The organism is Arthrobacter sp. K41, from assembly GCF_059089645.1.
The window spans coordinates 489,331-513,789 of sequence record NZ_JBNHEW010000002.1 but is presented as its reverse complement, the minus strand read 5'-3'; the positions used below and the strand labels follow the sequence as shown (position 1 = coordinate 513,789).

General features: G+C 64.9%; 27 protein-coding genes and 2 pseudogenes. 12 read left to right on the top strand and 17 right to left on the bottom strand.

Annotated elements, in window-relative coordinates; translation table 11 throughout:
• Positions 1–183: 183 nt before the first annotated feature.
• Positions 184–1,389 (top strand): cobalamin-independent methionine synthase II family protein, encoded by a 1,206-nt coding sequence (locus AC5RTE_RS06790; RefSeq protein ID WP_494040630.1) that lies wholly within the window; start codon positions 184–186, stop codon positions 1,387–1,389.
• A gap of 209 nt (positions 1,390–1,598) precedes the next feature.
• The gene (locus AC5RTE_RS06785) at positions 1,599–2,228 is read left to right on the top strand and encodes a uracil-DNA glycosylase family protein (protein WP_494040629.1); all 630 of its coding nucleotides are present in this window, start codon (positions 1,599–1,601) and stop codon (positions 2,226–2,228) included.
• 72 nt (positions 2,229–2,300) lie between these two features.
• On the opposite strand, the gene AC5RTE_RS06780 is transcribed toward AC5RTE_RS06785, so the two are convergent.
• The 3 genes from AC5RTE_RS06780 to AC5RTE_RS06770 form a co-directional block, all read right to left on the bottom strand.
• Positions 2,301–2,723 (bottom strand): DUF3151 domain-containing protein, encoded by a 423-nt coding sequence (locus AC5RTE_RS06780; RefSeq protein WP_494040628.1) that lies wholly within the window; start codon positions 2,721–2,723, stop codon positions 2,301–2,303.
• Positions 2,724–3,743 carry a class II fructose-bisphosphate aldolase gene (fbaA, locus tag AC5RTE_RS06775; protein WP_494040627.1) on the bottom strand — a complete coding sequence of 340 codons (1,020 nt, stop codon included), beginning with the start codon at positions 3,741–3,743 and terminating at the stop codon, positions 2,724–2,726.
• A 129-nt stretch (positions 3,744–3,872) separates the two neighbouring features.
• The gene (locus AC5RTE_RS06770; protein WP_494040626.1) at positions 3,873–4,553 is read right to left on the bottom strand and encodes a TrmH family RNA methyltransferase; all 681 of its coding nucleotides are present in this window, start codon (positions 4,551–4,553) and stop codon (positions 3,873–3,875) included.
• 71 nt (positions 4,554–4,624) lie between these two features.
• On the opposite strand from AC5RTE_RS06770, the gene AC5RTE_RS06765 reads away from it, so the two are divergent.
• Complete coding sequence (locus tag AC5RTE_RS06765) at positions 4,625–5,455, top strand: HAD-IIA family hydrolase (RefSeq protein ID WP_494040625.1); 831 nt, start codon at positions 4,625–4,627, stop codon at positions 5,453–5,455.
• 6 nt (positions 5,456–5,461) lie between these two features.
• On the opposite strand, the gene AC5RTE_RS06760 is transcribed toward AC5RTE_RS06765, so the two are convergent.
• The 4 genes from AC5RTE_RS06760 to pyrE all read right to left on the bottom strand — a co-directional run bounded on the left by AC5RTE_RS06760 (position 5,462) and on the right by pyrE (position 8,783).
• Positions 5,462–6,502: an alpha/beta fold hydrolase gene (locus tag AC5RTE_RS06760; RefSeq protein ID WP_494040624.1), complete on the bottom strand. Its 1,041-nt coding sequence runs from the start codon at positions 6,500–6,502 to the stop codon at positions 5,462–5,464.
• A gap of 69 nt (positions 6,503–6,571) precedes the next feature.
• Positions 6,572–7,213, bottom strand: coding sequence for a hypothetical protein (locus AC5RTE_RS06755; protein ID WP_494040623.1), 642 nt, complete (start codon positions 7,211–7,213; stop codon positions 6,572–6,574).
• Positions 7,214–7,297: 84 nt separating this feature from the next.
• Positions 7,298–8,065 carry a GAF and ANTAR domain-containing protein gene (locus tag AC5RTE_RS06750; protein WP_494040622.1) on the bottom strand — a complete coding sequence of 256 codons (768 nt, stop codon included), beginning with the start codon at positions 8,063–8,065 and terminating at the stop codon, positions 7,298–7,300.
• A 133-nt stretch (positions 8,066–8,198) separates the two neighbouring features.
• A complete protein-coding gene (gene pyrE / locus AC5RTE_RS06745) occupies positions 8,199–8,783 on the bottom strand; it encodes an orotate phosphoribosyltransferase (RefSeq protein ID WP_494040621.1) in 585 nt (194 codons plus the stop codon).
• Between the two features lie 74 nt (positions 8,784–8,857).
• On the opposite strand from pyrE, the gene nadE reads away from it, so the two are divergent.
• Positions 8,858–9,712: an NAD(+) synthase gene (gene nadE / locus AC5RTE_RS06740; protein WP_494040620.1), complete on the top strand. Its 855-nt coding sequence runs from the start codon at positions 8,858–8,860 to the stop codon at positions 9,710–9,712.
• A 110-nt stretch (positions 9,713–9,822) separates the two neighbouring features.
• Here nadE and AC5RTE_RS06735 read toward each other — a convergent pair whose 3' ends face one another.
• Positions 9,823–10,617, bottom strand: a complete 795-nt coding sequence (locus tag AC5RTE_RS06735; RefSeq protein WP_494040619.1) for an IclR family transcriptional regulator — start codon at positions 10,615–10,617, stop codon at positions 9,823–9,825.
• A 182-nt stretch (positions 10,618–10,799) separates the two neighbouring features.
• On the opposite strand from AC5RTE_RS06735, the gene AC5RTE_RS06730 reads away from it, so the two are divergent.
• Positions 10,800–11,528: a CoA transferase subunit A gene (locus AC5RTE_RS06730; RefSeq protein ID WP_494040618.1), complete on the top strand. Its 729-nt coding sequence runs from the start codon at positions 10,800–10,802 to the stop codon at positions 11,526–11,528.
• A gap of 25 nt (positions 11,529–11,553) precedes the next feature.
• Entirely contained in the window at positions 11,554–12,258 is a 705-nt protein-coding gene (locus AC5RTE_RS06725) for a 3-oxoacid CoA-transferase subunit B (RefSeq protein ID WP_494040617.1), read from the top strand.
• Between the two features lie 106 nt (positions 12,259–12,364).
• On the opposite strand, the gene AC5RTE_RS06720 is transcribed toward AC5RTE_RS06725, so the two are convergent.
• Both AC5RTE_RS06720 and AC5RTE_RS06715 read right to left on the bottom strand, forming a co-directional pair.
• The gene (locus AC5RTE_RS06720; protein ID WP_494040616.1) at positions 12,365–13,081 is read right to left on the bottom strand and encodes an ankyrin repeat domain-containing protein; all 717 of its coding nucleotides are present in this window, start codon (positions 13,079–13,081) and stop codon (positions 12,365–12,367) included.
• Between the two features lie 9 nt (positions 13,082–13,090).
• Positions 13,091–13,654, bottom strand: a complete 564-nt coding sequence (locus tag AC5RTE_RS06715; RefSeq protein WP_494040615.1) for a GlcG/HbpS family heme-binding protein — start codon at positions 13,652–13,654, stop codon at positions 13,091–13,093.
• A 205-nt stretch (positions 13,655–13,859) separates the two neighbouring features.
• On the opposite strand from AC5RTE_RS06715, the gene AC5RTE_RS06710 reads away from it, so the two are divergent.
• The 5 genes from AC5RTE_RS06710 to AC5RTE_RS06690 all read left to right on the top strand — a co-directional run bounded on the left by AC5RTE_RS06710 (position 13,860) and on the right by AC5RTE_RS06690 (position 17,481).
• The gene (locus tag AC5RTE_RS06710) at positions 13,860–15,161 is read left to right on the top strand and encodes a sensor histidine kinase (RefSeq protein WP_494040614.1); all 1,302 of its coding nucleotides are present in this window, start codon (positions 13,860–13,862) and stop codon (positions 15,159–15,161) included.
• Positions 15,158–15,784 (top strand): response regulator, encoded by a 627-nt coding sequence (locus AC5RTE_RS06705; RefSeq protein ID WP_494040613.1) that lies wholly within the window; start codon positions 15,158–15,160, stop codon positions 15,782–15,784. The genes AC5RTE_RS06710 and AC5RTE_RS06705 overlap by 4 nt, the downstream gene beginning before the upstream one ends.
• 132 nt (positions 15,785–15,916) lie before the next feature.
• The gene (locus AC5RTE_RS06700) at positions 15,917–16,120 is read left to right on the top strand and encodes a cold-shock protein (protein WP_013599688.1); all 204 of its coding nucleotides are present in this window, start codon (positions 15,917–15,919) and stop codon (positions 16,118–16,120) included.
• 170 nt (positions 16,121–16,290) lie between these two features.
• Positions 16,291–16,674, top strand: a complete 384-nt coding sequence (locus AC5RTE_RS06695) for a hypothetical protein (protein WP_494040612.1) — start codon at positions 16,291–16,293, stop codon at positions 16,672–16,674.
• 33 nt (positions 16,675–16,707) lie between these two features.
• Positions 16,708–17,481, top strand: coding sequence for a MerR family transcriptional regulator (locus tag AC5RTE_RS06690; RefSeq protein ID WP_494040611.1), 774 nt, complete (start codon positions 16,708–16,710; stop codon positions 17,479–17,481).
• Between the two features lie 61 nt (positions 17,482–17,542).
• On the opposite strand, the gene AC5RTE_RS06685 is transcribed toward AC5RTE_RS06690, so the two are convergent.
• Both AC5RTE_RS06685 and AC5RTE_RS06680 read right to left on the bottom strand, forming a co-directional pair.
• Entirely contained in the window at positions 17,543–18,520 is a 978-nt protein-coding gene (locus AC5RTE_RS06685) for an SDR family oxidoreductase (protein WP_494040610.1), read from the bottom strand.
• A gap of 125 nt (positions 18,521–18,645) precedes the next feature.
• Positions 18,646–19,833 (bottom strand): acyl-CoA dehydrogenase family protein, encoded by a 1,188-nt coding sequence (locus AC5RTE_RS06680; RefSeq protein ID WP_494040609.1) that lies wholly within the window; start codon positions 19,831–19,833, stop codon positions 18,646–18,648.
• Between the two features lie 109 nt (positions 19,834–19,942).
• On the opposite strand from AC5RTE_RS06680, the pseudogene AC5RTE_RS06675 reads away from it, so the two are divergent.
• Positions 19,943–20,453, top strand: a pseudogene (locus tag AC5RTE_RS06675) (MarR family winged helix-turn-helix transcriptional regulator).
• A 51-nt stretch (positions 20,454–20,504) separates the two neighbouring features.
• On the opposite strand, the gene AC5RTE_RS06670 reads toward AC5RTE_RS06675, so the two are convergent.
• The 5 genes and pseudogenes from AC5RTE_RS06670 to AC5RTE_RS06650 form a co-directional block, all read right to left on the bottom strand.
• Positions 20,505–21,158 carry a DedA family protein gene (locus AC5RTE_RS06670; RefSeq protein WP_494040608.1) on the bottom strand — a complete coding sequence of 218 codons (654 nt, stop codon included), beginning with the start codon at positions 21,156–21,158 and terminating at the stop codon, positions 20,505–20,507.
• Positions 21,159–21,281: 123 nt separating this feature from the next.
• Positions 21,282–22,058, bottom strand: coding sequence for an enoyl-CoA hydratase (locus AC5RTE_RS06665; protein WP_494040607.1), 777 nt, complete (start codon positions 22,056–22,058; stop codon positions 21,282–21,284).
• Complete coding sequence (mmsB, locus tag AC5RTE_RS06660; protein ID WP_494040606.1) at positions 22,055–23,071, bottom strand: 3-hydroxyisobutyrate dehydrogenase; 1,017 nt, start codon at positions 23,069–23,071, stop codon at positions 22,055–22,057. The genes AC5RTE_RS06665 and mmsB overlap by 4 nt, the downstream gene beginning before the upstream one ends.
• Positions 23,064–24,137 carry an enoyl-CoA hydratase/isomerase family protein gene (locus tag AC5RTE_RS06655; protein WP_494040605.1) on the bottom strand — a complete coding sequence of 358 codons (1,074 nt, stop codon included), beginning with the start codon at positions 24,135–24,137 and terminating at the stop codon, positions 23,064–23,066. The genes mmsB and AC5RTE_RS06655 overlap by 8 nt, the downstream gene beginning before the upstream one ends.
• A pseudogene (locus tag AC5RTE_RS06650) lies at positions 24,137–24,340 on the bottom strand (aldehyde dehydrogenase family protein); the annotation flags it as partial. The pseudogene AC5RTE_RS06650 and the gene AC5RTE_RS06655, both read right to left, overlap by 1 nt.
• Between the last annotated feature and the right edge of the window lie 119 nt (positions 24,341–24,459).

The window sequence follows — 24,459 nt, the reverse complement described above, 5'->3', positions numbered from 1 at the left end:
CAATCCTGTTCCGACACAATCCGAAGCGAACTTGCTCCCGGGGAGGCCGCTGGCTTTGAGTGGGAGGGAACCATCTGGAGCGGCCGAGAGACCTGGATCGTTGACGCCGCAGCAACCTCAAAGTGCAGGCCCGTCCTGCCTGCGAAGGTGCTACTGCCAGGACCGATGGAAGGAAGTTTCAGCATGACCTTGAACACAGACCATATCCGCGTCACGCACGCAGGTTCCTTGCCCCGGACTCCTGAGCTGATCGCTGCCAATGCCGCACGCGAGGAAAACCCTGCCGACGTCGAGGGCTACAAGGAACTCCTCACCGCTTCCGTGGTCGACCTGGTCCAGCGCCAGCAAAGCCTCGGCGTCGATATCCCTAACGACGGCGAGTACGGGCACGCCATGTCCGCTTCCGTTGACTACGGCGCCTGGTGGTCCTACTCCTTCGCGCGCATGGGCGGGCTGGAACTGGACAATGACGCCAAGTGGGCCGTTGAAGCGAAGGAATCGACGCCCGGCAACGTCCAGTTGACCGGCTTCCTCCACCGCCGGGACCGCGCCCTCTTTTCCGAGGCCTACAGCGATCCCACCAGCGGCATCTTCACGGGCGGCCCCAAGCCGTTCCCGAAGGTCACCGGACCACTCGTGTACACCGGACAGGACGCCGTCGCCTCCGACATCGCCAACCTGAAGGCCGGCCTTGCGGCTGCCGGACTCAAGGACGGCTTTGTAGCTGCACTCTCCCCCGGCAGCGCCTCGCGCATCACCAACGAGTACTACGCCACGGAGGAGGAGTACATCTACGCCTGCGCCGATGCGCTCCGCGAAGAGTACAAAGCCATCGTCGACGCCGGCCTCATCCTGCAGATCGACGACCCCTCCATCGCCGAGAACTGGGACCAGATCAGCCCCGAGCCGAGCGTGGCGGACTATCTGAAGTTCACGCAGATCCGCGTCGAGGCGCTCAACTACGCCCTCCGCGGCCTCCCCGAGGAACAGGTCCGCTTCCACCTCTGCTGGGGGTCCTGGCACGGCCCGCACACTACGGACCTTCCCCTTGCGGACCTGGTGGACACCATGCTCCGGATCAACGCCGGCGGTTACTCGTTCGAGGCCGCGAACGTGCGCCACGAACACGAGTGGCGCGTCTGGGAGGACACTGCGCTTCCCGAGGGCAAGGTCATCATCCCGGGCATCGTTTCCCACGCCACGAACGTAGTGGAGCATCCGGACCTCGTGGCCGACCGCATTGTTCGGTTCGCGGAAGTTGTGGGCCGGGAGAACGTGATCGCTTCCACCGACTGCGGCCTGGGTGGAAGGGTCCACCCGCAGATCGCCTTCGCCAAGCTGAAATCACTGGGTGAAGGCGCACGCCGCGCAACCAAGCGGCTTTGGTAAAAGTAAGTCAGACCGAACCCGCCGGTTCCGTGCCCCGTTCAGGACGGGTGCGCGGGACCGGCGTTTCGTTTTGCGGGGCTTGCTAAACTGGGAAAGGCCGACCAGGAATCGGTCCACCCCATTTCAACCACCGCGGATGTAGTGCGCCACCGTGCGCCCATTTTCCGTGGTGGCAGCAACACCAATCCCCGCAGGAGACCCAGCACTACATGACAGCCCTGGCACCCGAATCCTTTCATGACCAACTTCTGAGCCGCCGCTACGAACCCAATGTCGCAGCGGTCAACGAACTGTGCGATTCCCTTCAGGCGGCCAAGCCTGGCATGGCAGTGCCCTACGTGGACCCCATGCACGACGTCGATGAGTGCCGCATCATCAGCCTGTACTCGAACATCGGCGAGGCGGACAACTCCGGCTTCATCACTGCCGGGGACCACGATGCCGCTACCCGCATGCTCGGCATCCAGTGGAAGCTGGGCCTGCGGCCGGAGTTCGTGATGCCGTGGAACGTCCACCCGTGGCACATGCCCGGCGAGGCCAACGGCAAGTTCACCCCGGACCAGATCTCTGCCGGCCTCAAGCCGCTCCTGAAGTTCCTTGCGCTGGTTCCCCGCGCGTCCGTGATCGTGGCGCACGGCACCGAGGCCAACCGCCTGGCCAACCTGCTGCTGAAGACTGAAGTTCCGCTGCTCTGGCGCCGCGGCCTGAAGACCTACAAAGTACGGTCCCTCAGCGGCCGCGCTTTCGCCGGTTCGCCGGCGCGACAGGAGGAGTACCTCGAGGACATGCGCGTCGCCTATGCGGACGCAATGGCGCGCACAGGCCTGGCGAAGGCGTAGCCCGGAGTTTCTGGAACGACGACGGCGGCCGGTCACCTTTTCGAAAGGTGACCGGCCGCCGTCGTCGTTTTGCTACCTGCCCTCGATGGATGCCTTCGCCGTCGGGTCCGAGTCGTTGAGGAACTTTTCGATCCGTTCCGGCTCTTCCGCTTCGCCGATCGCGGCAGAGGCGCGGCCGAGGGAGTACAGCGCCCGCAGGAAACCACGGTTGGGTTCATGCTCCCAGGGAATGAGGCCAAGGCCCCGCCAGCCGTTGCGGCGCAGCGAGTCCAGGCCCCGGTGGTAGCCCACACGCGAGTAAGCGTAGGAATCGATGGTCCGCCCCTCAGCCCAGGCTTCTTCAGCCAGCACCGCCCACAGCAACGAGGACGTGGGGTGCCTGGCTACGAGGTCCAGGGCTTCCTGGCCGGCCTCCAGCTGCTGGTAGACCTCGGTCTCGGCAGGCAGGAGCGTGGGCTCGGGGCCCATCAGGTTCTTGCGGAACTCGTCCGACATCTAGAAGGTCTTTCCGGCCGAACCGAGCTGCTTGGTGGCCTCGACAACGCGGGCCGCCAGGCCGGCTTCGGCGGAGGCGCCCCAGACGCGGGGATCGTAGGTCTTCTTGTTGCCCACTTCGCCGTCGACCTTCAGGACGCCGTCATAGTTGCGGAACATGTGGTCCGCCACCGGACGGGTGTAGGCGTACTGGGTGTCGGTGTCGATGTTCATCTTGATGGTGCCGTAGGAGACGGCGTCGGCGATTTCCTGGTCGGAGGAGCCGGAGCCGCCGTGGAACACGAGGTCGAACGGGCTGTCCTTGCCGATCTTGGCGCCCACCTGCGCCTGGATGTCCTTGAGGATCTCCGGCCGGAGCTTGACGCCGCCGGGCTTGTAGACGCCGTGGACGTTGCCGAAGGTCAGTGCCGTGATGTAGCGGCCGTTCTCGCCGGCGCCGAGTGCTTCGATGGTGGCCAGGGCGTCCTCGACTGTGGTGTAAAGCTTTTCGTTGATCTCGTTCTCAACACCGTCCTCTTCACCGCCCACGGTGCCGATCTCGACCTCAAGGATCATCCTGGCGGCAGCGGTGCGCTCGAGCAGTTCGCGGGCAATGCGGAGGTTTTCCTGCAGGGTCTCGGCAGAGCCGTCCCACATGTGGGAGTTGAACAGCGGGTTGCGGCCGGCCTTGACCTCAGCCTCGGACGCTGCGAGCAGGGGCAGCACAAAACCGTCCAGCTTGTCCTTGGGGCAGTGGTCCGTGTGCAGGGCGATGTTGACGTTGTAGTTCTTCGCTACTTCGCGGGCGAAGGCGGCGAAGCCCAGGGAGCCTGCAACCATGTCCTTGGTGGAGGCGCCGGACCAGTAGGCCGCACCGCCGGTGGAGACCTGGACGATGCCGTCGGACTCAGCCTCGGCGAAGCCGCGCAGGGCTGCGTTCAGCGTCTGGGAGGACGTGACGTTCACGGCCGGAAATGCGAATCCGCCCGCCTTCGCGCGGTCGATCATCTCGGAGTAGATCTCTGGGGTTGCAATGGGCATGCTGACTCCTATGCTGAGGTTCGTCTGTGGGCTGGTAACCCTGGAGTACCGCTTACGGCTAGCACCATCCTAGCCATTACCGCGCCGGGAGTGCTGTGGGTTACGTTCCGCTCCCGCACCCCGCCTGCCTCAAACGTGCTGGTTGAAGACGTGCCGCCGGATCCAGGCGTGCATGGCAATGGCCGCTGCCGACGCCGCGTTGATGGACCTGGTGGACCCGAACTGTTCAATGGACAGCGTGGCCAGCGCGGCCTCGTGGACTTCGGGGGTCAGCCCCGGGCCTTCCTGGCCGAATACCAGCACGCAGTCCTTCGGCAGTTCGTAGGTTTCCAGCGGCACCGAGTCCGGGAAGATGTCGATCCCTATGATGGCGAGCCCCTCCCCTTGCGCCCATGCCACGAAGTCCTCCACGGTGGGGTGGTGGCGGACGTGCTGGTAGCGGTCGGTGACCATTGCGCCGCGGCGGTTCCACCGCCGTCGGCCAATGATGTGCACTTCCTTGGCAAGGAAAGCATTCGCGGTGCGCACCACAGTGCCAATGTTAAGGTCGTGCTGCCAGTTTTCGATGGCCACGTGGAAGTTGTGGCGCCGGGAGTCCAGCTCCGCCACGATTGCCTCGTGTTTCCAGTAGCGGTACTTGTCCAGCACGTTGCGCCGGTCACCGTCAGCCAGGAGGTCGGGATCCCAGTGGTCGCCTTCCGGCAACTTGCCTTCCCAGGGCCCGACGCCGACTTCCGGCCTTTCGCCCGGAACTTCCCCGGCGGTGCCCTCCTTGGGCTGCTCCGGCTCAGGCTGGGGTTCGGACGTCATGCCGGGCTTCTGATTCACCCCTCAACACTAGACTGGACCTTTCGGGCTTTCATCACCGGCGGAGGTAGGGCATGGCAGAGGCGGACAAGGTCAAAGGAAACCCGGCGGTTCGCCGCAGCAGCCAGGACATTGAATGCTGGCTGACGGACATGGACGGTGTCCTGGTGCACGAAAACCAGGCAGTGCCCGGCGCGGCCGAGCTTATCCAGCGCTGGGTGGACACGTCCAAGCGCTTCCTGGTGCTGACGAACAACTCCATCTTCACGCCACGTGACCTCGCGGCCCGGCTGCGCGCCTCCGGCCTGGAGGTTCCCGAGGAGAACATCTGGACCTCAGCCCTGGCCACGGCCCAGTTTTTGAAGAACCAGGTGGAGGGTTCGGGCTCGGGCAACCGCGCGTACACCATCGGTGAAGCAGGACTGACGACGGCGCTGCACGAGGCAGGCTTCATCCTCACCGACCAGGACCCGGACTTCGTCGTGCTCGGCGAGACGCGCACATATTCCTTCGAGGCCATCACCACTGCCATCCGCCTCATCCTGGCCGGGGCCCGCTTCATCGCGACGAACCCTGACGCCACCGGGCCATCCAAGGACGGACCGCTGCCGGCCACCGGCGCCATCGCAGCGCTGATCACCAAGGCCACAGACCGGGAACCCTACATCGTGGGCAAGCCCAACCCCATGATGTTCCGCTCGGCCATGAACCAGATCGACGCCCACTCGGAAACCACCGCAATGATCGGCGACCGGATGGACACGGACATCGTTGCCGGCATGGAAGCCGGTCTGCACACCGTCCTGGTCCTGACCGGCATCACCCAGCGCGAAGAAATCGGTTCATATCCCTTCCGGCCCAACCAGGTACTGAACTCCGTAGCGGACCTGAAAAACCAGATCTAGCCCCGGCTAGAAGACAGACACCCGGGACCCGCCGCGCGGCAGCGGGAAGTTTTCGTCCAGGAGCCCGTCCAGGAGGGGCCGGTAGATGTTGGGGCTCCAGCCCGGGCTGGCGTGGGCCGGGGATGCGCCTTCGGTCTGAAGCCCGCTGGACACCATGTTTGCCTTGAAGGCCACCGCCCACGCCTCCACCGCTGTCTGGTAACGGACGGTGTGGTCCCGCGGATTGCCGATATACGCCATTTTGGCGCCGCCGATCCTGCCAGCAAACCGTGTGCCGTCAAAGTGGTAGATGTAGGCGGATTCGGACTGGACCAGCAGGCTTGACGGCGCGATCGGGGAGAGCTGCTCGAGCGTCTGGTCAAGGATCTGCCGCCAGGTCCGTTCGTCCTTGTGGATCACCCGCTCCCCCAGTTCGTACCCTCCCCGGAGGGCGGACGGGAACCGGAAACCCCGCTCGTAGAGGAAGACCACGCCGTCGAACCAGCTTTGGTCCAGGACGTCATGCTTGCTGTACGGGCTTGAGTCCAGCACGATGAATTCCACTTCGACGCCGTGGAGTTCCAGCAGCCGGGCAGCCACCTGGGTGGCGACCATTCCACCAAAACTGTGCCCGTAAAAGAACAGCCTGGTGAGCTTTTCGGCCCGGACGTGCTCGATCAACGCGATGACCACCTCGTCGATATCCAGGCCCAGGTTGGAGTAGCCGATGGCCGCGAGCCGGGCACGCTTGTTCAGCGTGCCCCGCAGCGTGTTCAAGATCCACTGCGCCTCCTCCCAGCTTGTTTTATAGCCCGGAAACAGGAACCAGCTGGCGTCCGGGTAGTAAACATCCGCGAAGTCATCAGCAACAGGAAGGACCCGGTTCACCTGGCGGGCGGACTGCACCTGGCGGGTAAGCAGCATGTCCGCGGCCAGCAGGCCTGACACGCCCGCTCCCGTCAGGAAGCCCCGGCGTGAAAACTGTTTGAGGGCAGCGGCTTCGTGCAGCAGCCGGGCTTCGGTCGCCGCGCGCCGGTCCTGCGGATGTACTTCCCCCTCATATGGCACACCCCTACCGTAGGCACAACGGAAGACACCGCCGCAAGGAGCCGCCGGTAACCTTTCAGTGACGCCGGATCAGCTGGCAGCCTGTCCTTCCGCGGCCGGGAACGGCGCCGCGGCTTCCTGCTGGCGGCGCAGCATCTCCTGGCCAATGTCGTCGTACCGGCCCAGCAGGTCCGCACCGGGGAACACGGCCGGGTTGTCCAGGAGGGTGAAGAGGGTGTCGCTGGCCAGCAGCAGTTCCTCATCCGAATAGTCCTGCAGCGCCAGGCCGCCCAGCACCTCCAGCCCGGGAAGTTCCAACAGCTGGATCTCTGCGTCACCGTGGAAAGCAGCCGAATGGCCAAGGACGTCAGTATCTCCGGCCCCTCCGGCAGAGAAACCGTCAAGGACGGTCAGTGGTTGCCCTGCAGAGGCAGGCAACTCCCCACCTGCGGGCGAGAAGTTAAGCGACACCCCGGCGCCGTAAAGGCCCGGCAGGCTGCTGGCGTCGATGGCGTTGAGGTCAAGGCGAAGGCCTGCGAGGGCAGATGACTCCACCATGGCGGCACGGGACAGTTCAACCCGGATGTGGGAACGGATCCCCATCCTCCTGATCCGGCGGATCATGTGGACAAGGCCGGGGCGGGAGTCCTGGTTCAAGCTCCCCCGGACATCAATGCGGACGATGTCACCGGGGACATCAAGGTTAACGAGGGGATCCAGTGCGCGGTCCATAGGTACTCCAAAAGAGGGTGTCTATGGCCGACGGCTCAACCTCGGTAAGCGTAACCTTCAGCACCGGCAGGCACAAGCCGTTCGTTACGCGGTCTGGTCCGCCTGGCGCTCCCCGGGTTCCTGGTAATGCGTCCGCGTACCGACTCCTCCAACGGAGTCCACCAGTGACTTGGCGATGTCCCGGAGCTTGGTGTTGCTGTTGCTGGAGGCCTCGGTGAGGATGCTTACCGCGGCCTCCTGGCTGCACCTGTTCTGTGCCATCACAATGCCAACGGCGATGTCGATGATGGTTCTGGATTCCAGGGTGGCCCGGAGGTTCGTGGCGCTGTCCGCGTGAAGCGAGAACCGTACCGCCAGCCGGAGCGCCTGCGAAATCTCCCTTGTGTAGTCCCTGGCCTTTGCGGTGGCACGTTCATCGAACTTGTTCGGGACATCGGAGTAGAGGTTCAGTGCCGCCTTGGCGTCACCCTGCAGGTTGAAAGGCAGCGAGAGGACTGACCGCAGACCGTGCGACGCCACCGCGGAGGCGTAGTCCGGTCCCCAGCGCTCTTCCGCGAACAGGTCCGGAACGTGGACTTCGCGGTCCTCTTTCGCTGCGGTCAGGCAAGGGCCCTGCGAAAGGGAGTACTGGATCTGGTCAATCTCGCGGGCCGAGTCGCTGCTCCAGCCGATCGTGGCCGCTTTCCGGTCCCGCAGCAGGGTGATGCCGCAGAGCGCATCATCGCCGTGGCCGGCCATCTGATGTGCGGAAAACCGCGCCAGTTCGTTCAGGAAGTCCTCGAAGTCAGCACTTTCCAGAATGAGATTCTGGATTCTGTCAGTGGTGCTCAAGGGTTCTTCAGGGGGCAGCATCGTGCACGTTCTCCGTACGGGGTACTTGAGGGGATACCACATCATAGGGCAACCATGTACGCCGGACCAACAAGGCCCAGAACATGATTAGCAGCCGGGGCGCTTCCGCCCCGGCTGATTTTTGCCGCTACGGCTAGGAAAGCCCGAGCTCGTCCTTGCCGAACGCGAACAGGTAGGGAACGCCTGTCTCAGCTTCGATCTTCTCTTTGGCCCCGGTGTTCCGGTCAACGATGACGGCCACGGCCACCACATTGCCGCCGGCCTTCCGGATTCCCTCCACCGCGGTCAGCGCGGAACCGCCGGTAGTGGAGGTGTCCTCGAGCACCAGGACCTTCCGGCCCTCCACGGACGGGCCTTCCACCTGGCGGCCCATGCCGTAGGACTTTTGGGCCTTGCGGACGACGAATGCGTCAACGGTGCGGCCGGCGTCCACCGCAGCATGCATCACTGCCGTTCCCACGGGGTCGGCTCCCATGGTGAGTCCGCCTGCGCACTCAAAGTCGATCCCGGCGTCGTCCGCCAGCGCCAGCATCACCTGCCCCACAAGCCTGGAAGCCTCGTGGTGCAGGGTGATGCGGCGGAGATCGATGTAGTAGTCGGCCTCCGCTCCGCTGGACAGGGTGACCTTGCCGCGGACCACGGCGAGTTCCTTGATCAGTTCCAGCAGGCGGGCGCGGGCGGCTGCAGTATCCACTGCAGTGTCACTGGGGGAAGTCATGGACCCCAGTTTAGTGGCGGCGGGCCGGTGTGGGTGCTTGAGGCGTGGCGACCCCGCTGGCTAGGGTGGACCACATGCGCGAACTCCAGGCCAGGATCATTGAAGAAATGGGCGTCCAGCCCCGGATCGACCCCGCCGGGGAGGTGCGCAAGCGCGTCACATTCCTCAAGGACTACCTGAAAGCCACCCACACCAAGGGCTTTGTCCTGGGGATCTCCGGCGGCCTGGATTCGTCCCTCGCAGGAAAGCTGGCCCAACTGGCCGTAGAGGAACTTGTTGCCGAAGGCGTGGAGGCAAACTTCGTGGCCGTGCGGCTGCCTTACGGCATCCAGCACGACGAGGAGGACGCCCAGGCCGCTCTGGACTTCATCCGGCCCAAGACCGAGTGGACCTTCAATATCTCAGCCGCGGTGGACGGCTTCGAGGACGAGTTCGAGAAGACGGTGGGCTCGGAAATCTCCGACTTCCACAAGGGCAACACCAAGGCCCGCACCCGCATGATCGCCCAGTACGCCCTGGCCGGAGAGCACAATTACCTGGTCCTGGGCACGGACCACGGCGCCGAGTCCGTCACCGGCTTCTTCACCAAATACGGCGACGGCGGTGCGGACATCCTCCCGCTGTTTGGACTGAATAAACGGCAGAACCGCGCACTGCTGGCCGAGCTCGGCGCACCGGCCCGGGTCTGGGAAAAGGTACCGACGGCGGACCTGCTGGACGACAAACCGGGCCGCACGGACGAGGATGAGCTGGGCCTCACCTACGACCAGATCGACGATTACCTGGAGGGCCGTGACGTTCCCGGATCCGTGGCTGAGCTGATCGAAGAGAAGTACCTGCGGACCCGGCACAAGCGCACCGTCCCCGTCACCATTTTTGATACCTGGTGGAAGCACCAGGGCCCGGAGGAGCCCCGCGCCGGACTGTAGCCGGCCGGGCAAGGTCACCCAGCTCCTACCCAACGCGGGAAAGCACGACGGCGCGCCGCACCGAAAAGGGCGGCGCGCCGTCGTGCTTTCCCGGCACAGCCCGGGGAGGCTCAGCGGCGGCCCCCGCCTTTGCGGTCCCCACCCAGCTGTTGGGTGATCCGGTGCGCCTCAGCCATCAGGAGATTGCCCAGCTCTTCCTGCCGCTCAGGCCTGAAGCGAGGCTCGATGCCGGTCAGTGAGAGCGCCCAGCCGGGCTTGCCCGATCCGTCGAACACCGCGGCGCCCATCCCCCAACTGCCCTCCAGCACCAGCCCGGGATTCACAGAGTAGCCAACCTGCCTGGTCCTGGCGAGGTTGGCCCGGACCAGCTCTTCGGTGTGCGCCCCGGCGAAAGCACCCGCGTGCTCCGGCCAGCCGCGCAGCAGCTCTTCCTGCTCGGCCTCGGGCAGGAAAGCCATGATCGCAGTCCCTGCTGAGGCAACGCCCAGCGGGAAGCGGACGCCCTCGTGCAGGACAAAGGACCGGACCGGAAAGCTTCCCTCCTCCCGCAGCAGGCAGACCGTCTCGGAACCCCGGCGGATGGAGAAGAACGCACTTTCCCCGGTGGCCTCGGCAAGCCTCCGCAGGCTCGGCCGGGCAATGTCCTCAATCGGAAAGCGCGCAGCGGCCACCGACCCCATCAAAAGCATTTCCGGGCCCAGGACCCAGTTGCCGCTGCCGGCGTCGTGGTCCAGCAATCCCTCCGAGGCCAAGGACGAGAGCAGCCGGTGCACGGTGGGCCGGGTAAGCCCGGATTCCACTACCAGGGCGGACAGCGGCAGCCCTTCCGCACTGCGTCCCACGAGCCGCAGCAGTCCGGCGATCCTGCTGACCACCTGGGCACCCTGCACGGGAGAATTAGGCATTTCGCTCCTCGGTTGTCCACATTATGAACTCCACTGATCCTACCGTCCACAGTGTAAAACGGCGGAAGATACGGTTCCCTGACAGGGCTTGACAGCCCTTCTCCGCCGCCCGTAATGTCCAGTTCCAAACCCCGCGTCCACAAGGTGGACCAACACCGCGGGATTCTCAACGAGGAGGCTCCATGCCCAAACTTCAGCCATCTGCCACGGCAGCACTGGAAGGAGCGTTGCAGGACGGCATCACGCTGGCCGTGGGCGGATTCGGCCTCAGCGGCATTCCTGCCGACCTGATTGAAGCCGTCCGTGACTCCGGGGTGCAGGACCTCACAGTGGTCTCGAACAACATGGGCGTCGACGGCAAAGGCCTGGGCATCCTGATCGAAGCAGGCCAAGTGCGCAAGGTAATTGCCAGCTACGTCGGAGAGAACAAGCTTTTCGCCGAGCAGTACCTTGCCGGCAAGCTGGAGGTGGAGTTCACCCCGCAGGGCACGCTTGCTGAGCGGCTCCGCGCCGGAGGCGCCGGCATACCGGCCTTCTACACCAAAACCGGTGTGGGGACCCTGGTTGCCGAAGGCAAGCCGCACGAGGTGTTCGACGGCGAAACATACGTCCGCGAGCGCGCCATCCGGGCCGACGTCGCACTGGTCCACGCCCACACCGCTGACACCGACGGCAACCTGATCTACCGCTTCACCGCCCGGAACTTCAACCCGGTAGTTGCAACGGCCGGCCGGCTGACCATCGCCGAAGCCGAGGTGATCATGGAGCCGGGCCAACTGGATCCGAACCACATCGTCACACCGGGAGTGTTTGTCCAACGCCTGGTTCAGGCAAAGGACCGGATCAAGGACATTGAGCAGCGGACCGTCCGGCCCGCCGCCTCCCGCGAAGCCGAAACCGTACCGGCCTAACCACCACAAACCCGAGGAGCACCCCATGGCCTGGACCAGGGATGAGATGGCTGCGATCGCGGCCGAAGAATTGAATGACGGAGACTACGTAAACCTGGGAATCGGAATCCCCACCCTGGTGGCCAACAACCTGCCCGCCGGCGTCCGGGTTGTCCTGCAAAGCGAGAACGGCCTTCTGGGCATGGGGCCGTTCCCCTTCGAGGGCGAGGAGGACGCCGACCTCATCAATGCCGGCAAGCAGACGGTCACGGTGCTGCCCGGCGGAAGCATCTTCGACTCCGCAACCTCTTTCGGCATGATCCGCGGCGGGCACGTCAAAGTGGCAATCCTGGGAGCCATGCAGGTCTCCGGCAGCGGCGACCTCGCCAACTGGACCATCCCCGGCAAGATGGTCAAGGGCATGGGCGGCGCCATGGACCTCGTGGCCGGAACCCCGCGCGTGGTGGTCCTCACCGAGCACAATGCCAAGGACGGCAGCGCCAAGATCGTGCGGGAATGCACCCTTCCCCTTACCGGCCTTGCGGTGGTGGACCGTATCATCAGCGACCTCGCCGTCTTCGACCTGGTCAAAAGTGGAAGTAAAGCAGGCGGCGGGCGCCAACTTACCCTTACCCGCCTCGCCCCAGGGGTCACCGTGGAGGAGGTCCGCGCGAAGACGGAGGCCGAGTTCGCTGTTGCCCTTGAAGGGCAGGAACCGGCAGCGTCTGCCCTGGAAGGGGCACCGGCTTGAGCCTGCAGGAGCGGTTCGGGAAGGATGTCCTGCTGACCGGCTGGGGACACAGCCGGTTCGGCAAGCTGGCGGAGGAAACCCTGGTGTATAGCGGCCGCTGCGCTGGTCAGCCCCCGCCGCGAAGCACGGCCGCGATCTCCGTAAAGCCCAAACGTTCGGCATTCTGCAAAGCCGTCCGCCCTTCCGGATCCGCGATGTTGGGATCGGCGCCTGCCGCCAAAAGCAGGCGCACCACTTCCTGGTGCCTGGGCCCGCCGTTGTTCAGCAGGATGGCTTCCTGCATGGCCGTCCAACCCAGGTTGTTGACGTGGTTGACGGGCACGCCGGCGTCGATCAGAATCTGCACCGTCTCCACGTGGCCGTGTTCGCTGGCCGGGATCAGGGCCGTTCCGCCGTACCGGTTGGTGCTGGAGACGTCTGCTCCCGCGGCCAGGGTCAGCCGAAGGACCTCGTTGAATCCTTCAGCGCCCGCGTAGAGGAACGCAGAATCCTCGATGGCGTCCTTGGCGTTCACGTTGCCCCCACGGGCGATCAGTTCTTTGACCAACGGAGCGTTGTTGGCCTTGGCCGCGGCTATCAGCTCCTGGTCGAGTTGTGCCTGCGCCTCGGCGGAGAGCGCGGGCGCCGTGGTTTCCGGTACCGGCTGCGCGGGGGAAGACGCCGGTGATGCCGGGCCCGTGGACTCCTGGGCGTCCGGGCTGGCCTGGACCGACGCTGGAGGAGACGCCGGCTGGCGCTCCCTCTGGCCCTCCGGAGGCGCCTGGCAGGCTGTCATTGGCACCGCCAAGGAGAGGACCAGAAGCAGAGCCCCGAACCATTTCATGCGCTTAGCCTACTGAGGGGCACCGGCACCTGTAATGGCATCCGCCCCGGCTGCAGCACAGGCCTCATCAAGTGCACCGTCCGGCGCCCCGCCGACGCCGATGCCCGCCACCGACACCCCGTTCACCTTCAGCGGAACGCCACCGGCCAGGAAGAGAGTGCCCGGGAGGTCCGCAATGCTGGGGCCTGTTCCGTTGATCCGCTTGGCCAGTTCGCTGGTTGGAGTGCCAAAGGCGGCGGCGGTGTAGGCCTTCTGCCGGGCGGCTTCAATGGTGTGCTCGGCTGCATTGTCACCACGCAGGAGCGCCTGCACTGTCCCGAAGCGGTCCACCAGCGCCACCGTGACGAACGGCAGTTTGTCCGCCTGGCACTTGGCCAGCGCTGCCTGCACTGCCTTGGTCGAGGCGCCGACCGAGATGCGGTTCTGCTGCACCACATTCTCCGGCACGGGCTGGATATCGGCCGCAGGGACGGCGGTTGGAGCCGAACCGGCATTTGCGGCAGCCGTTGCACCGGCAGTGAGGGTAAGCGCGCCGGCTGCTGCGGCGGCGAGGACTTTCGTGAACTTCTTCATGGATTTTCCTTTGTTCGGAGCCCTAAACGGCGTTTGGAGCGGCTACGGTCCAATCCTTCCGGGACTCGGCGTTCCTGCCATCGGGCCTTTGGTGCAGGCGGTGTGCTACGAAAAGCCAGCTGTATCAGCCAAAAGGCTGAGGGACGGAGCCGGGAGGGGGCCATAACATTGACAGGTAGCACTCCCCCACCGGAACCGGATCTCCATGCCTGCCCAAGCCAACGCCGCCCCAGCCGCATCTGCCGGTGACCCGACAGCTGCCGGCGGTACCGCCCCGGACAGGCCGCACCAGCTGCAGGGGCCGGGCGACAATAAGACGGCCGCGGCCCTGAACAGTACCGGCGCCCGCTTCGGCACGATCGACGCAGCAGTGCACCTTGGCTTTGCTGTACTGCTGGTGGCCTCTCTGGTCCGTTATCTGATGCGGCACAGCCCCGCGGACAATGTCCTGGTTCTTGGCCTTGCTGCAGCCGCCTGCCTGCTGTACTTCGTCGTCGCCATCCTTGCATCCCGCGGCAGGCCGGGAGCGCCCTTGGTGTTCGCGTTGGCGGCAGTGTGGGCGGTCCTGGTCATCGCAGCCCCGAGCTTTGCCTGGTGCTCGTTCGCGCTCTTCTTCCTCTGCCGCAGTGCGCTGAGCGGCGCGGCCGCCTATGCAGCGGCTGGAGTTACCGCCGCAGCTACCGCTGCAGGGCTGTTCCGCTTGAGCAGCGGCACTGACCTGGCAATGCTCCTCGGCCCGCTCGCCGTCGGCCTGATGCTGACCTTGATCTACGACAGGATCCAGCACGACGCCGAGGAACAGCGCCGCCTGCATGCGGACATCTCCCTCGCCCAGGGACAGCTCGCAGCCAGTGAGCGCCGGGCCGGCACCATTGCCGAACGGGAGCGTGTGAGCCGGGAAATCCACGACACCGTGACCCAGGGCCTGGCCAGCAGCCTGCTCCTGCTGGAAGCGGCCGGCAGGGCGTGGCCAAGTCCTTTGGCCCAAGCGGAGCTCGGGCAGGCCACCGCCCTGCTGCGCGGCAGCCTGTCCGAAACCCGCAGCCTGGTCCATGAACTTGCCTCCCCTGGACTGGACACGTCCCCCCTGCCTGAGGCCTTGCTGTTCGCGGCCAGGCAGTATGTTCCGGACGCCAGGCTCCTGGTCACCGGTGAGCCGCGCCCGGTGCCGCCGGAAGTCCGCCACGCGCTGCTGCGGGTAGTCCAAAGCGCGGCGTCCAACATCAAGCTCCATGCAGGCGCAGCCACCGGCACAGTGACCCTTGGCTACCTTCCGGACGCTGTCACCCTTGATGTTTACGACGACGGCGGTGGCTTCGATCCGGAGGCGGCAGCACCGCCGTCGGACGCCGGAGGGTACGGACTCCGGGCCATGCGGCAGCGGGTGGAGCAGTTGGGCGGCATATTTTCAGTGGAAAGCGCCCCTGGCGAAGGGACCGTCGTGGCAGCCCAGCTCCCGGCGCCGGATGTGCCTTTCGACCCCGCTGCGCCGGAAGAACCTGCATGAGCGCCATAACGGTGCTGCTGGTGGACGACCACCTGGTGGTGCGAAGCGGACTGCGGGCACTGTTGGCCACGCAACCTGACATCGCCGTCGTCGCCGAAGCGGCCTCCGGAGAGGAAGCCCTGCAACGGCTGGAACAGGACGCCGTCGCGGTAGTGGTCATGGACCTGGCCATGGGCCCGGGGATGGACGGGATCGAGGCAATCCGGTTTATCCGCGAGCGCAACCGAAGCCAGGCCATCCTGGTTTTCACCACGTACGACTCTGATGCGGACATTGTGCGGGCCGTGGACGCTGGCGCCATGGGATATCTCCTGAAGGACGCCGCACCTGATGAGATCTTCGCGGCCATTCGCGGGGCAGTTCAAGGCAAAAGCGTGATGAGTGCTCCGGTCGCGTCCCGGCTTTTCCAGCAGCTGCGGAACCCTGACGAGATTCTCACTCCGCGTGAAGCGGAACTGCTCAGCCTCCTCACGCAAGGACTCAGCAACCGGGAACTTGGGCAACGGCTGTTCATCTCCGAGGCCACGGTCAAGACGCACCTGGCCCACATCTACGCCAAGCTCGGAGTGGATACCAGGGCCGCTGCCATTGCCACAGCGATCCGCCGCGAGGGCATGCGCTGAGAACACTTTATTGCCGCTACCCTTGCACGGATGGCGTACGCCCCGTACGTTGGGGACTGCGGGGGACGTTCTCCGCGCACCTCGGGCCGATGGCCTGGGGAGAGAATCAGAGTCACACGAAGGAATGCAGCCATGGCAACAGGCACAGTTAAATGGTTCAACGCCGAAAAGGGTTTTGGCTTCATTGCCCCCGATGACGGGTCCGCTGACGTTTTCGCCCACTACTCCGCAATCGCCAGCAGCGGATACCGCTCACTCGATGAGAACCAGAAGGTTGAATTCGATGTGACCCAGGGTCCCAAGGGCCCGCAGGCGGAAAACATCCGCCCGCTCTAAGGCTTCGGCTTTCCTCCCGCTTCCGCAGGAGGGACCCGCCACGACAGCGGCCCCACCAACAGATGTTGGAGGGGCCGCTGTTTTATATTCAGTTCGTCCCTCCCCGCCGGCTCGCTCCCCGTGCACGCTTTTGGCCTCCCTTTCCCGGCCGATGCTGGGATAATTGCGTTATGACCGGACAACGCCCGGACAACGTCCCCGGCAACGATGGAGAAAAGGATCCGTGGGAGGAGTTTGACACGCTTCCGCCTCCCGTGCCGGACCGCGTTCCCGGGCAACCCGGTGGTGAACCCTATGGTTTCGGTTTCCGGACCGGCGTCCGCAGCGCGCGGGTGGCCGTGGGGTTTGCCGTTTACACTCTGGTACTTGGGACCGTGCTGGCGCTGGCAGGATGCGTTGTTTTTGTGGCCGAGGAACAGTGGCTGCTAGTGGCACTGATGATCCTTATCGAAGCGGTCTTCATCTTCGCCTTCACCCGCCTCGTCGCCCAGGCCCGTACCCGCTCTCCCCGCAACCCGCGCTTGCGTAACCGTTACCCGGAAAAACCTGCTTGACCTTGACGCTGCGTCAAACCCTACGCTCGGAGCATGGAAGCACCCGAACCGGACTGGTCCATTCAGGATGTTGCCAGGATGGCAGGCACAACAAGCCGGACCCTGCGCCACTACGACGACGTCGGGCTGCTGAAGCCCAGCCGCGTTGGGAGCAACGGATACCGCTACTACAACGCCGCAGCCCTGCTGCAGCTGCAGCGGATCCTCCTTCTCCGGGGACTTGGGCTGGGGCTGCCGGCCATCGCCGAGGTCTTCCACCACGAGACAGACGCTGTCAAGGCACTGAGCCGCCACCTGGATTGGCTGCGGCAGGAACAGGACCGGTTGGCCCGGCAGATTCTGTCCGTTCAGGAAACAATCGCAACAGCTAAAGGAGGCGGTGAACTCATGGCCGAGAAAATGTTCGACGGCTTCGACCACACCCAGTACAAGGACGAGGTGGAGGAACGCTGGGGAAAGGAAGCCTACGCCAAAAGCGACGCCTGGTGGCGCGGCATGGGAAGCGGGCAGAAACAAGCGTGGAGGGCCCGCGCCGAAAAGCTGGGCGGCGACTGGATAGCCGCTTCCGCATCAGGAATCGGCGCGGACAGCCCTGAAGCGCAGGACCTGGCCCGGCGCCACGTGGAGTGGTTGGCCTCCATACCCGGCACTCCAGCTTCGGAGCGCGGCGGTGACGTCAGGGCTTATGTGGCGGGGCTGGCCGAGATGTACGTGGCCGATCCCCGGTTCGCCGCCAACTACGGCGGGGAAGCAGGAGCCGGTTTTGTGCGGGACGCGCTGCGCCTGTACGCCGAAAGGGACCTCTAAGGGGGGGCCGAAGCACGACGCCGGGTCCGTGTTTGGCGGGAACCGGCGCCGTAGCCGGCAATCAGCCGAGCCGCTTACGCAGGACCGCCACCGCGCCGGCCAGGGCCGTGGCACCCATCAAGGTGCGCTGGGCAGTCCGTCGCCGGCCGTGCCACCCCCCGGTGACAGATGTCCTCCGGACGGACTGGGACGGCTGGTGAAGGTTTCCGGGAGTCACGGGGGCGGACTGCCGACGGGAAAGCTGCCGCCTGTCCACCTGACGGGCGGTCGCAGCTTCCACGGCACCGGGTGTCACCTTATGCTGCAGGAGCAGCAAACGGCCCGCCAGCCCGCCCGCCACGCTTTCCCGGCGCGGATGGGCCACCAGCTTCACCACCGCTTTCGCCACCCGCTCCGGCGTATAGACCGGAGGCAAGGCCATGGGGCGGCGGCCGCTGTAGTTGGCCCCGTTCTGGTAGAAGGGGGTGTCTATGGTGGCCGGGAGGACGGTGCAGACATGTACACCAGTGAAACCTTCGCGGGCGAGTTCCGAGCGCAGGCTGACGCTGAGTGCGCGCACGGCGGCTTTGGAGATGGAATAAGCGGAGGAATAGGGCAGCGGAGTTTCCGCCACAATCGAGGCAACATTGATTAAGGTTCCTGAGCCCTGGGCTGTCTGCCGGATCAGGGCCGCCCGTGCGCCATTGACGTAACCCGAGATGTTGACGTCCAATACCCGCTGGTAGTCCTCCGGCGGGATCTCGGTCAGCAGGCCGAAAGCACCCACCGCTGCGTTGTTAACCCATACGTCCAGGCGCCCAAACTCCCTGACAGCGCGGGAGGCCAGTTCATCCACTTTGTCCGGGTCGCTTACGTCTGTGGGGACCGCGATGGCTTGCGCGCCGCGCTTCCTGCATGCCGCAGCCACGGCTTCGAGGGATTCCGCTCCGCGGGCAGCCAGGACCAGGCGTGCCCCCTTGCCGGCGAAGCGCAGGGCAGTGGCCCTCCCGATCCCGCTGGACGCTCCAGTGATTACCACTACTGAATTTTTGACAGTCATTCCGGTACCCCTTCACACGAACACGCCACAGGAGAAACACTAAGCAGGCTTAGTGTTCGATGCTACCCACGCCGGCGCCCCGGAACAACGGTGCGGCGCCAGGCCCGGTTCAAGAAGTGCGCAGCTCAAAGGAAAGCGGACTTCCCGGTGACCGCCCTGCCCACGATTAGCGAGTTGATCTCGTAGGTTCCCTCGTAGGTGTACAGGATCTCGGCGTCACCGAACAGCTTGCCCATCTCATAGTCGCTGCTGATGCCATCGCCGCCCAGCAGTGAACGCCCCATGGCCACTGAGGCCCGCGCCAAACGGGTGATGGTGGCTTTGGCCATGGCAGCCTGCGCCATCTCCAGCTTTCCTTCCTCCTGGATGTGGGCCAGTTGTGCCATCAGGGCCAGGGAGGCCGAAGCGTTGCCCAGGATGTCAGCGAGCTGCTGCTGCACAAGCTGGAACCGGGCCAACTCCTTGCCGAACTGCCGCCGGTCCAGGGTGTATGCCCGGGCGATGTCGAAGGCGGCGAGCTGGATGCCCGCACCTTGCCAGCCCACCCAGGCGCGGGAGTCCCGCAGCAGCCCATTGGTTCGGGAAAAGCTGGTGGCTCCCGGCAGCAGGTTGCCTGCGGGAATCCGTACGCCTGCCAGCACAATGTCCGCGTTCTGCATGATCCGCAGGCCGATCTTGTTTGAGATCTTTGAGGCGGTGTAGCCGGGACGGTCGGTCTCCACGATGAAGCCCTTGATTTCACCGTCAGCCTCGTCCCTGGCCCACACGAGCGCGAAATCGGCGATGGTCCCGGCCCCGATCCAGCGCTTGGTTCCGTTGAGGACCCACTCACCTCCTTCCAGCCTGGCTGAAGTCTCCAGGCCGCCGGCGATGTCCGAGCCATGCTGCGGCTCCGTCAGGGCGAACGCTCCCAGGTGGCTGAAGGTTTTCAAGCCCGGCAGCCACCGGGACTTTTGCTCCTCTGACCCCAGTTGGCTGATCATCCCAAGAATCAGCTCATTATGGATCCCTGCCAGCGCCGACAGGGACACATCCGCCCGTGCCAGTTCTACGTACATAAGGCCTTTAAAGAGCGTGGAACTGCCGTCCAGCTGAAGGGCGCCGAGGCCGTACTTTCCCATGTCCGCTACGAGGCCAAAGGGGAAGTCCTCGCGGTTCCAGTACTCGATGGAGGCTTGCCGGACCGAGGATTGGAGGAACCGGCGGATGCTGAAGTACCTGTCCCGCTCGGCCGCCGGCAGAAGGTCCACGATGTACATCAGGTCAGCGTCCGGAAAAGGCAGGGCTCCGGCGCCAGGTGATGGAGGCTGCATCGGCGTTTACCCCCTCGCTGCCGCACCATTCTGCTGAACCCTTGGATGTCCTAATATATTGCACAGGTCATCACACGAGTGAGCTGCATCACCTGCAGAAAGGCTGGCTGTGGGTACTCCGCTGTCCCGATGATCCTATTGCAGATGCCCGCCGGAACTGGGAGCAGCACGGCTGGGCGGAGGCCGCTGCGCCCGTGGCCGCCATCACGGCGATAATGCGTACCCAGCAAAACCTCCTGTCCAGGATCGAACTCATCCTCAAACCCTTTGGCCTGACGTTCGCCCGCTATGAGCTGCTCATGCTGCTGAGCTTCGCCACGAGCGGGTCCCTTCCCATGAAGAAGGCGAGTACCTTGCTCCAGGTTCACCCGACCTCCATCACCAACGCGGTGGACCGGCTCCAGGAGGCGGGGCTGGTGCGCCGCTCGCCCCATCCCTCCGACGGCCGCACCACACTGGTTGGGCTCACGGGTGAAGGGCGTACCCTTGCGCAACGATCGACGGCGGCCCTGAACGCCGCGGTATTCAGCCGTCCGGGATTCGGGTCCGAGGATGTGGATCAGCTGATCCGGATCCTCCAGGACTTCCGGCGGAATGCGGGCGACTTCCTGGATTCCTGACAGAGGTCCTGGTTTGCATTGTTTCCCCTGGGCAACGTCCTCATCGCAGGATCAGGGTGTGGCCCTAATGCGCTTGAGGCGCCTGACCACCAGCAGCGCCACTGTGACGCCGAGGGCTGCATACACGGCGTAATTCAGGAACCGCGAGTACTCCTCAATAACCCGGTACTGGGTGCCCAGCAGGTAGCCGAGTCCCAGGAGCGCCCCGTTCCATAGTCCGCTGCCCGCCAGGGTGTAAAGGCTGAACATCCCAAATGGCATGCCGGCCGCGCCGGCGGGAAGGGATATCAGGCTCCGCACACCCGGAAGCAATCTTCCGAAGAAGATGGACGACCGTCCGTGCCGGCGGAACCAGCCCGCAGCGTGCTCAAAGTCCTCCCGGTCAACCAAGGGCAGCCTGGACAAAGCGCGGATGGAACGCTCAAACCCCAGCCTGGCTCCGAGCCAGTACAGTAAGACGGCCCCCAGGTAGGCTCCCAGTGTGCTGGTCATAAAAACCAGGATCAGGTTCAGAGTCCCCTGCCGGGCCAGATAACCGGCCAGCGGCAGGATCACTTCGCTGGGGATGGGCGGCACAACGGTTTCGGCAAGGGTGAAGAGCCCCACTCCCCATTCGCCCAACTGCTCGATGCCCCGGGCAGCTATCCCCACCAGTCCGGTGAGATTATCGGTTGAGCCGCCTGCATCCGCCGCCGTTCCCCACATACAACTCCCCCGTCCGCGTCCCGAAAGATTGGTGTGCCCTGTCTACCTTACGCACCTGTGAGGAGTCTGGGACCAGGGGGTAACAACCTCAAATGTGGGCACCCTGCAGGGGGCTGCCGTCCCTCAGTGGTGCCGGAACTCGGGCTGTCGTTTTTCCGCGAATGCCGCCATACCTTCCTTCTGGTCCTCCGTTGCGAACAGCGAGTGGAAGAGCCTGCGTTCGAAGAGGACCCCCTGGGCCAGTCCAATTTCGAAAGCGGCGTTTACGGCTTCTTTCGCCACCATGGCCACAGGCTTGGACTTGGACGCGATCACTTCTGCGGCTTTTATCGCCTCGTCCACAACATTCTCGGCGGGTACAACGCGGGACACCAGGCCGCAGCGGTCCGCTTCCTCAGCACCGATAAACCTGCCCGTGAGGATCAGGTCCATCGCTTTGGCTTTGCCCACGGCGCGCGTCAACCGCTGCGATCCGCCCATCCCCGGCAGCACGCCGAGGTTGATCTCCGGCTGACCGAACTTCGCGTTGTCCCCGGCGATGATGAGGTCACACATCATTGCCAGTTCACAGCCCCCGCCCAGTGCGAAACCGGACACCGCGGCAATTGTGGGTATGCGCAGCCGGGTGAAGTCCTCCCACCCGCGGAACCAGTCTGCTGCGTACATGTCCATGTAACCCTTGGCGGCCATTTCCTTGATATCAGCCCCGGCAGCAAAGGCCTTTTTTGACCCCGTGAGGACCACCGCCCCCACACCCGGATCAACATCCATGGCCCGGGCAGCGGACACGAGCTCCTCCATGGTTGCCGTATTGAGGGCATTCAGCGCCTGCGGCCGGTTCAATGTCACCAGGCCCACCCGGCCCCGCTGCTCCACGAGGATGTTCGTGTATTCCGTCATTCCGGGCTCCCGTCGTCCTGCGCTGCCTGATGTGGTGCATGTTTTGCTGCCTCGTGCGGAAGGCTGGCCGCCCGGCTACCCGCCGCATTCACAGGTTGATCTTTGCCGGACTTGTCCCGGATATCCGTGATGATGGCGGAGAAGTCCCTGCCGGCTCCGCCCTCCGCGGCAAACGTATCGTAAATTTCCGCAGCCAGCGGTCCTACCCTGGCAGCCACTCCTGTGCTGTTCAGTGCATTGACTGCGAGTTTGAGGTCCTTGGCCATCAGCGCTCCCGCGAAGCCGGGCTGGTAACCGCGGTTGGCCGGGCTGGCGGGAACGGGACCGGGCACGGGGCAGTTGGTGGTGAGTGCCCAGCATTGCCCGGACGCAGCCGATGCCACATCGAACAGCGCCTGGTGGCTCAGGCCCAGCTTTTCCCCGAGCACAAAAGCCTCACTGACGGCGATCATGGATGCCCCCAGGATCAGGTTGTTGCAGATTTTGGCGGACTGGCCGGCGCCGTGCCCGCCGCAGTGGACCACGCGCTTGCCCATGACCTCCAGCAGCGGCCGGACGGCATCGAAGTCGGGTTCGTCCCCGCCCACCATAAACGTGAGCGTTCCGGCTTCGGCGCCCACCACGCCGCCGGAAACCGGGGCGTCCAGGGAGCGGTGCCCTGCTTCGGTGGCCAGCCTGGCTGCTTCCCGCGCTTCATCGACGTTGATGGTGGAACAATCCAGGAATATGGTTCCAGGGGCTGCCGCTGCCAGTAGTCCCGCCCTGCCGTCCGTGCCCCGGTAGGCATCCAGAACGTGCCGGCCGCCGGGGAACATGGTGAGGACAACGTCTGCCCCGGATACGGCTTCAACAGCGCTTGCTGCGACTGGAATGCCGCGGGCGCGGGCAGCCTCCAGGGCTGCAGGCACCACGTCGAAGCCGGTTACCGCATACCCCGCCTTTACGAGGTTTCCTGCCATGGGCCCGCCCATATGGCCAAGGCCCAGGAAGGCAACGGTGTGGTTCTCACGCATGGTCCGGCTCCTTCAGCTCCAAATCCAGTTCCCTGCTGCCCAGCGGTTCAAAGAAGCGCTCCACCTGCTCCGGCAACACCCCAGCCAGGGTGGGCGGATTCCAGTGGGGCTGGTGGTCCTTGTCCACCACCTGCGCCCGGATTCCCTCCCGGAAATCGGGTGCTTCCAGGAACCGCAGCCCTACGCGGTACTCCTGCGCCAGGGCATCGTCGAGACTGAGGCCTTTCACCCGGCGGAGGGAAGCCAGCGTGACTTTCACGGCCGTAGGGGACTTCGACTCGATGGTGTCAGCAGCCCGGGCAGCGTCCCCACCAATTTTCCGTAGCCGGCGGACAATCTCCTCGGCGTCGTCGGAGGCGTAGCAACTGTCTATCCACTCCCGCTGCTGCTCGAGGGCAGATGGCGGGGCATCTTGCGCGACGCTTACGACGGCGGCTTCCGGGATTTCGCTTTCCAGCGCCACCAGCAGGTCGTCCAGCCTGCCCGAGGGAATGTAGTGGTCGGCCAGGCCCAGGTACACAGCGTCGGCCCCGCTCAGGTGTGTCCCTGTTAAAGCTGCATGGGTTCCCGCCTCGCCCGGCGCCCGGGACAACAGGAGGGTCCCGCCGACGTCCGGCGCAAACCCGATGGTGGTCTCGGGCATACCCATCCGGGTCCGCTCAGTGGCCACCCGGACCGAACCGTGCGCGGAAATCCCCACGCCACCGCCCAGGACCAGCCCGTCCATCAACGCGGCGTAGGGCTTAGGGTAGCGGGCAATCAGGGAATTAACCCGGTACTCCGTTTGCCAGAAGTCCGCCGTTGCCCCTCCGCCCGTGAGCATGTCCTCGTAGATGGCCACGATGTCCCCGCCGGCGCAGAGCCCCCGTTCACCTGCGCCTCGCACCAGAACCGTGGCAACGCCGTCGTCGTCCGCCCACGCGGTGAGTTGCTTCAGAAGCGCGCCGACCATTCCGGCGGTCAACGCATTGACGGCCCGGCGCCGGTTGAGGGTGATGAGCCCCAGCTGGCCGCGGCGCTCAAACAGGACCTCCCCGTTGATCGCATCAGTATTCAGGTTTGTCATCAACTTCCTTCCGGCATCACAAAACTGGTTCCGTGCCGTATTCCTGAGGGCCACCGCGTGGTGACGGTTTTGGTCTTGGTGTAAAAACGGAAGGCGTCCGCCCCGTGCTGGTTCAGGTCGCCGAACCCGGACGCCTTCCAACCGCCGAACGTGTAGTAGGCGATGGGCACAGGGATGGGGACGTTGATCCCCACCATGGAAGCTCCTTCGCGTGTGACCCAGGTCATTTCTGGTTGCGAATATACTCGGGCTTTCTACTGAACTCCACCGGGCGGGCAGGACCCCGGACAGGCCTGCTCCGCAATCCGTGCCGCCACGGTAA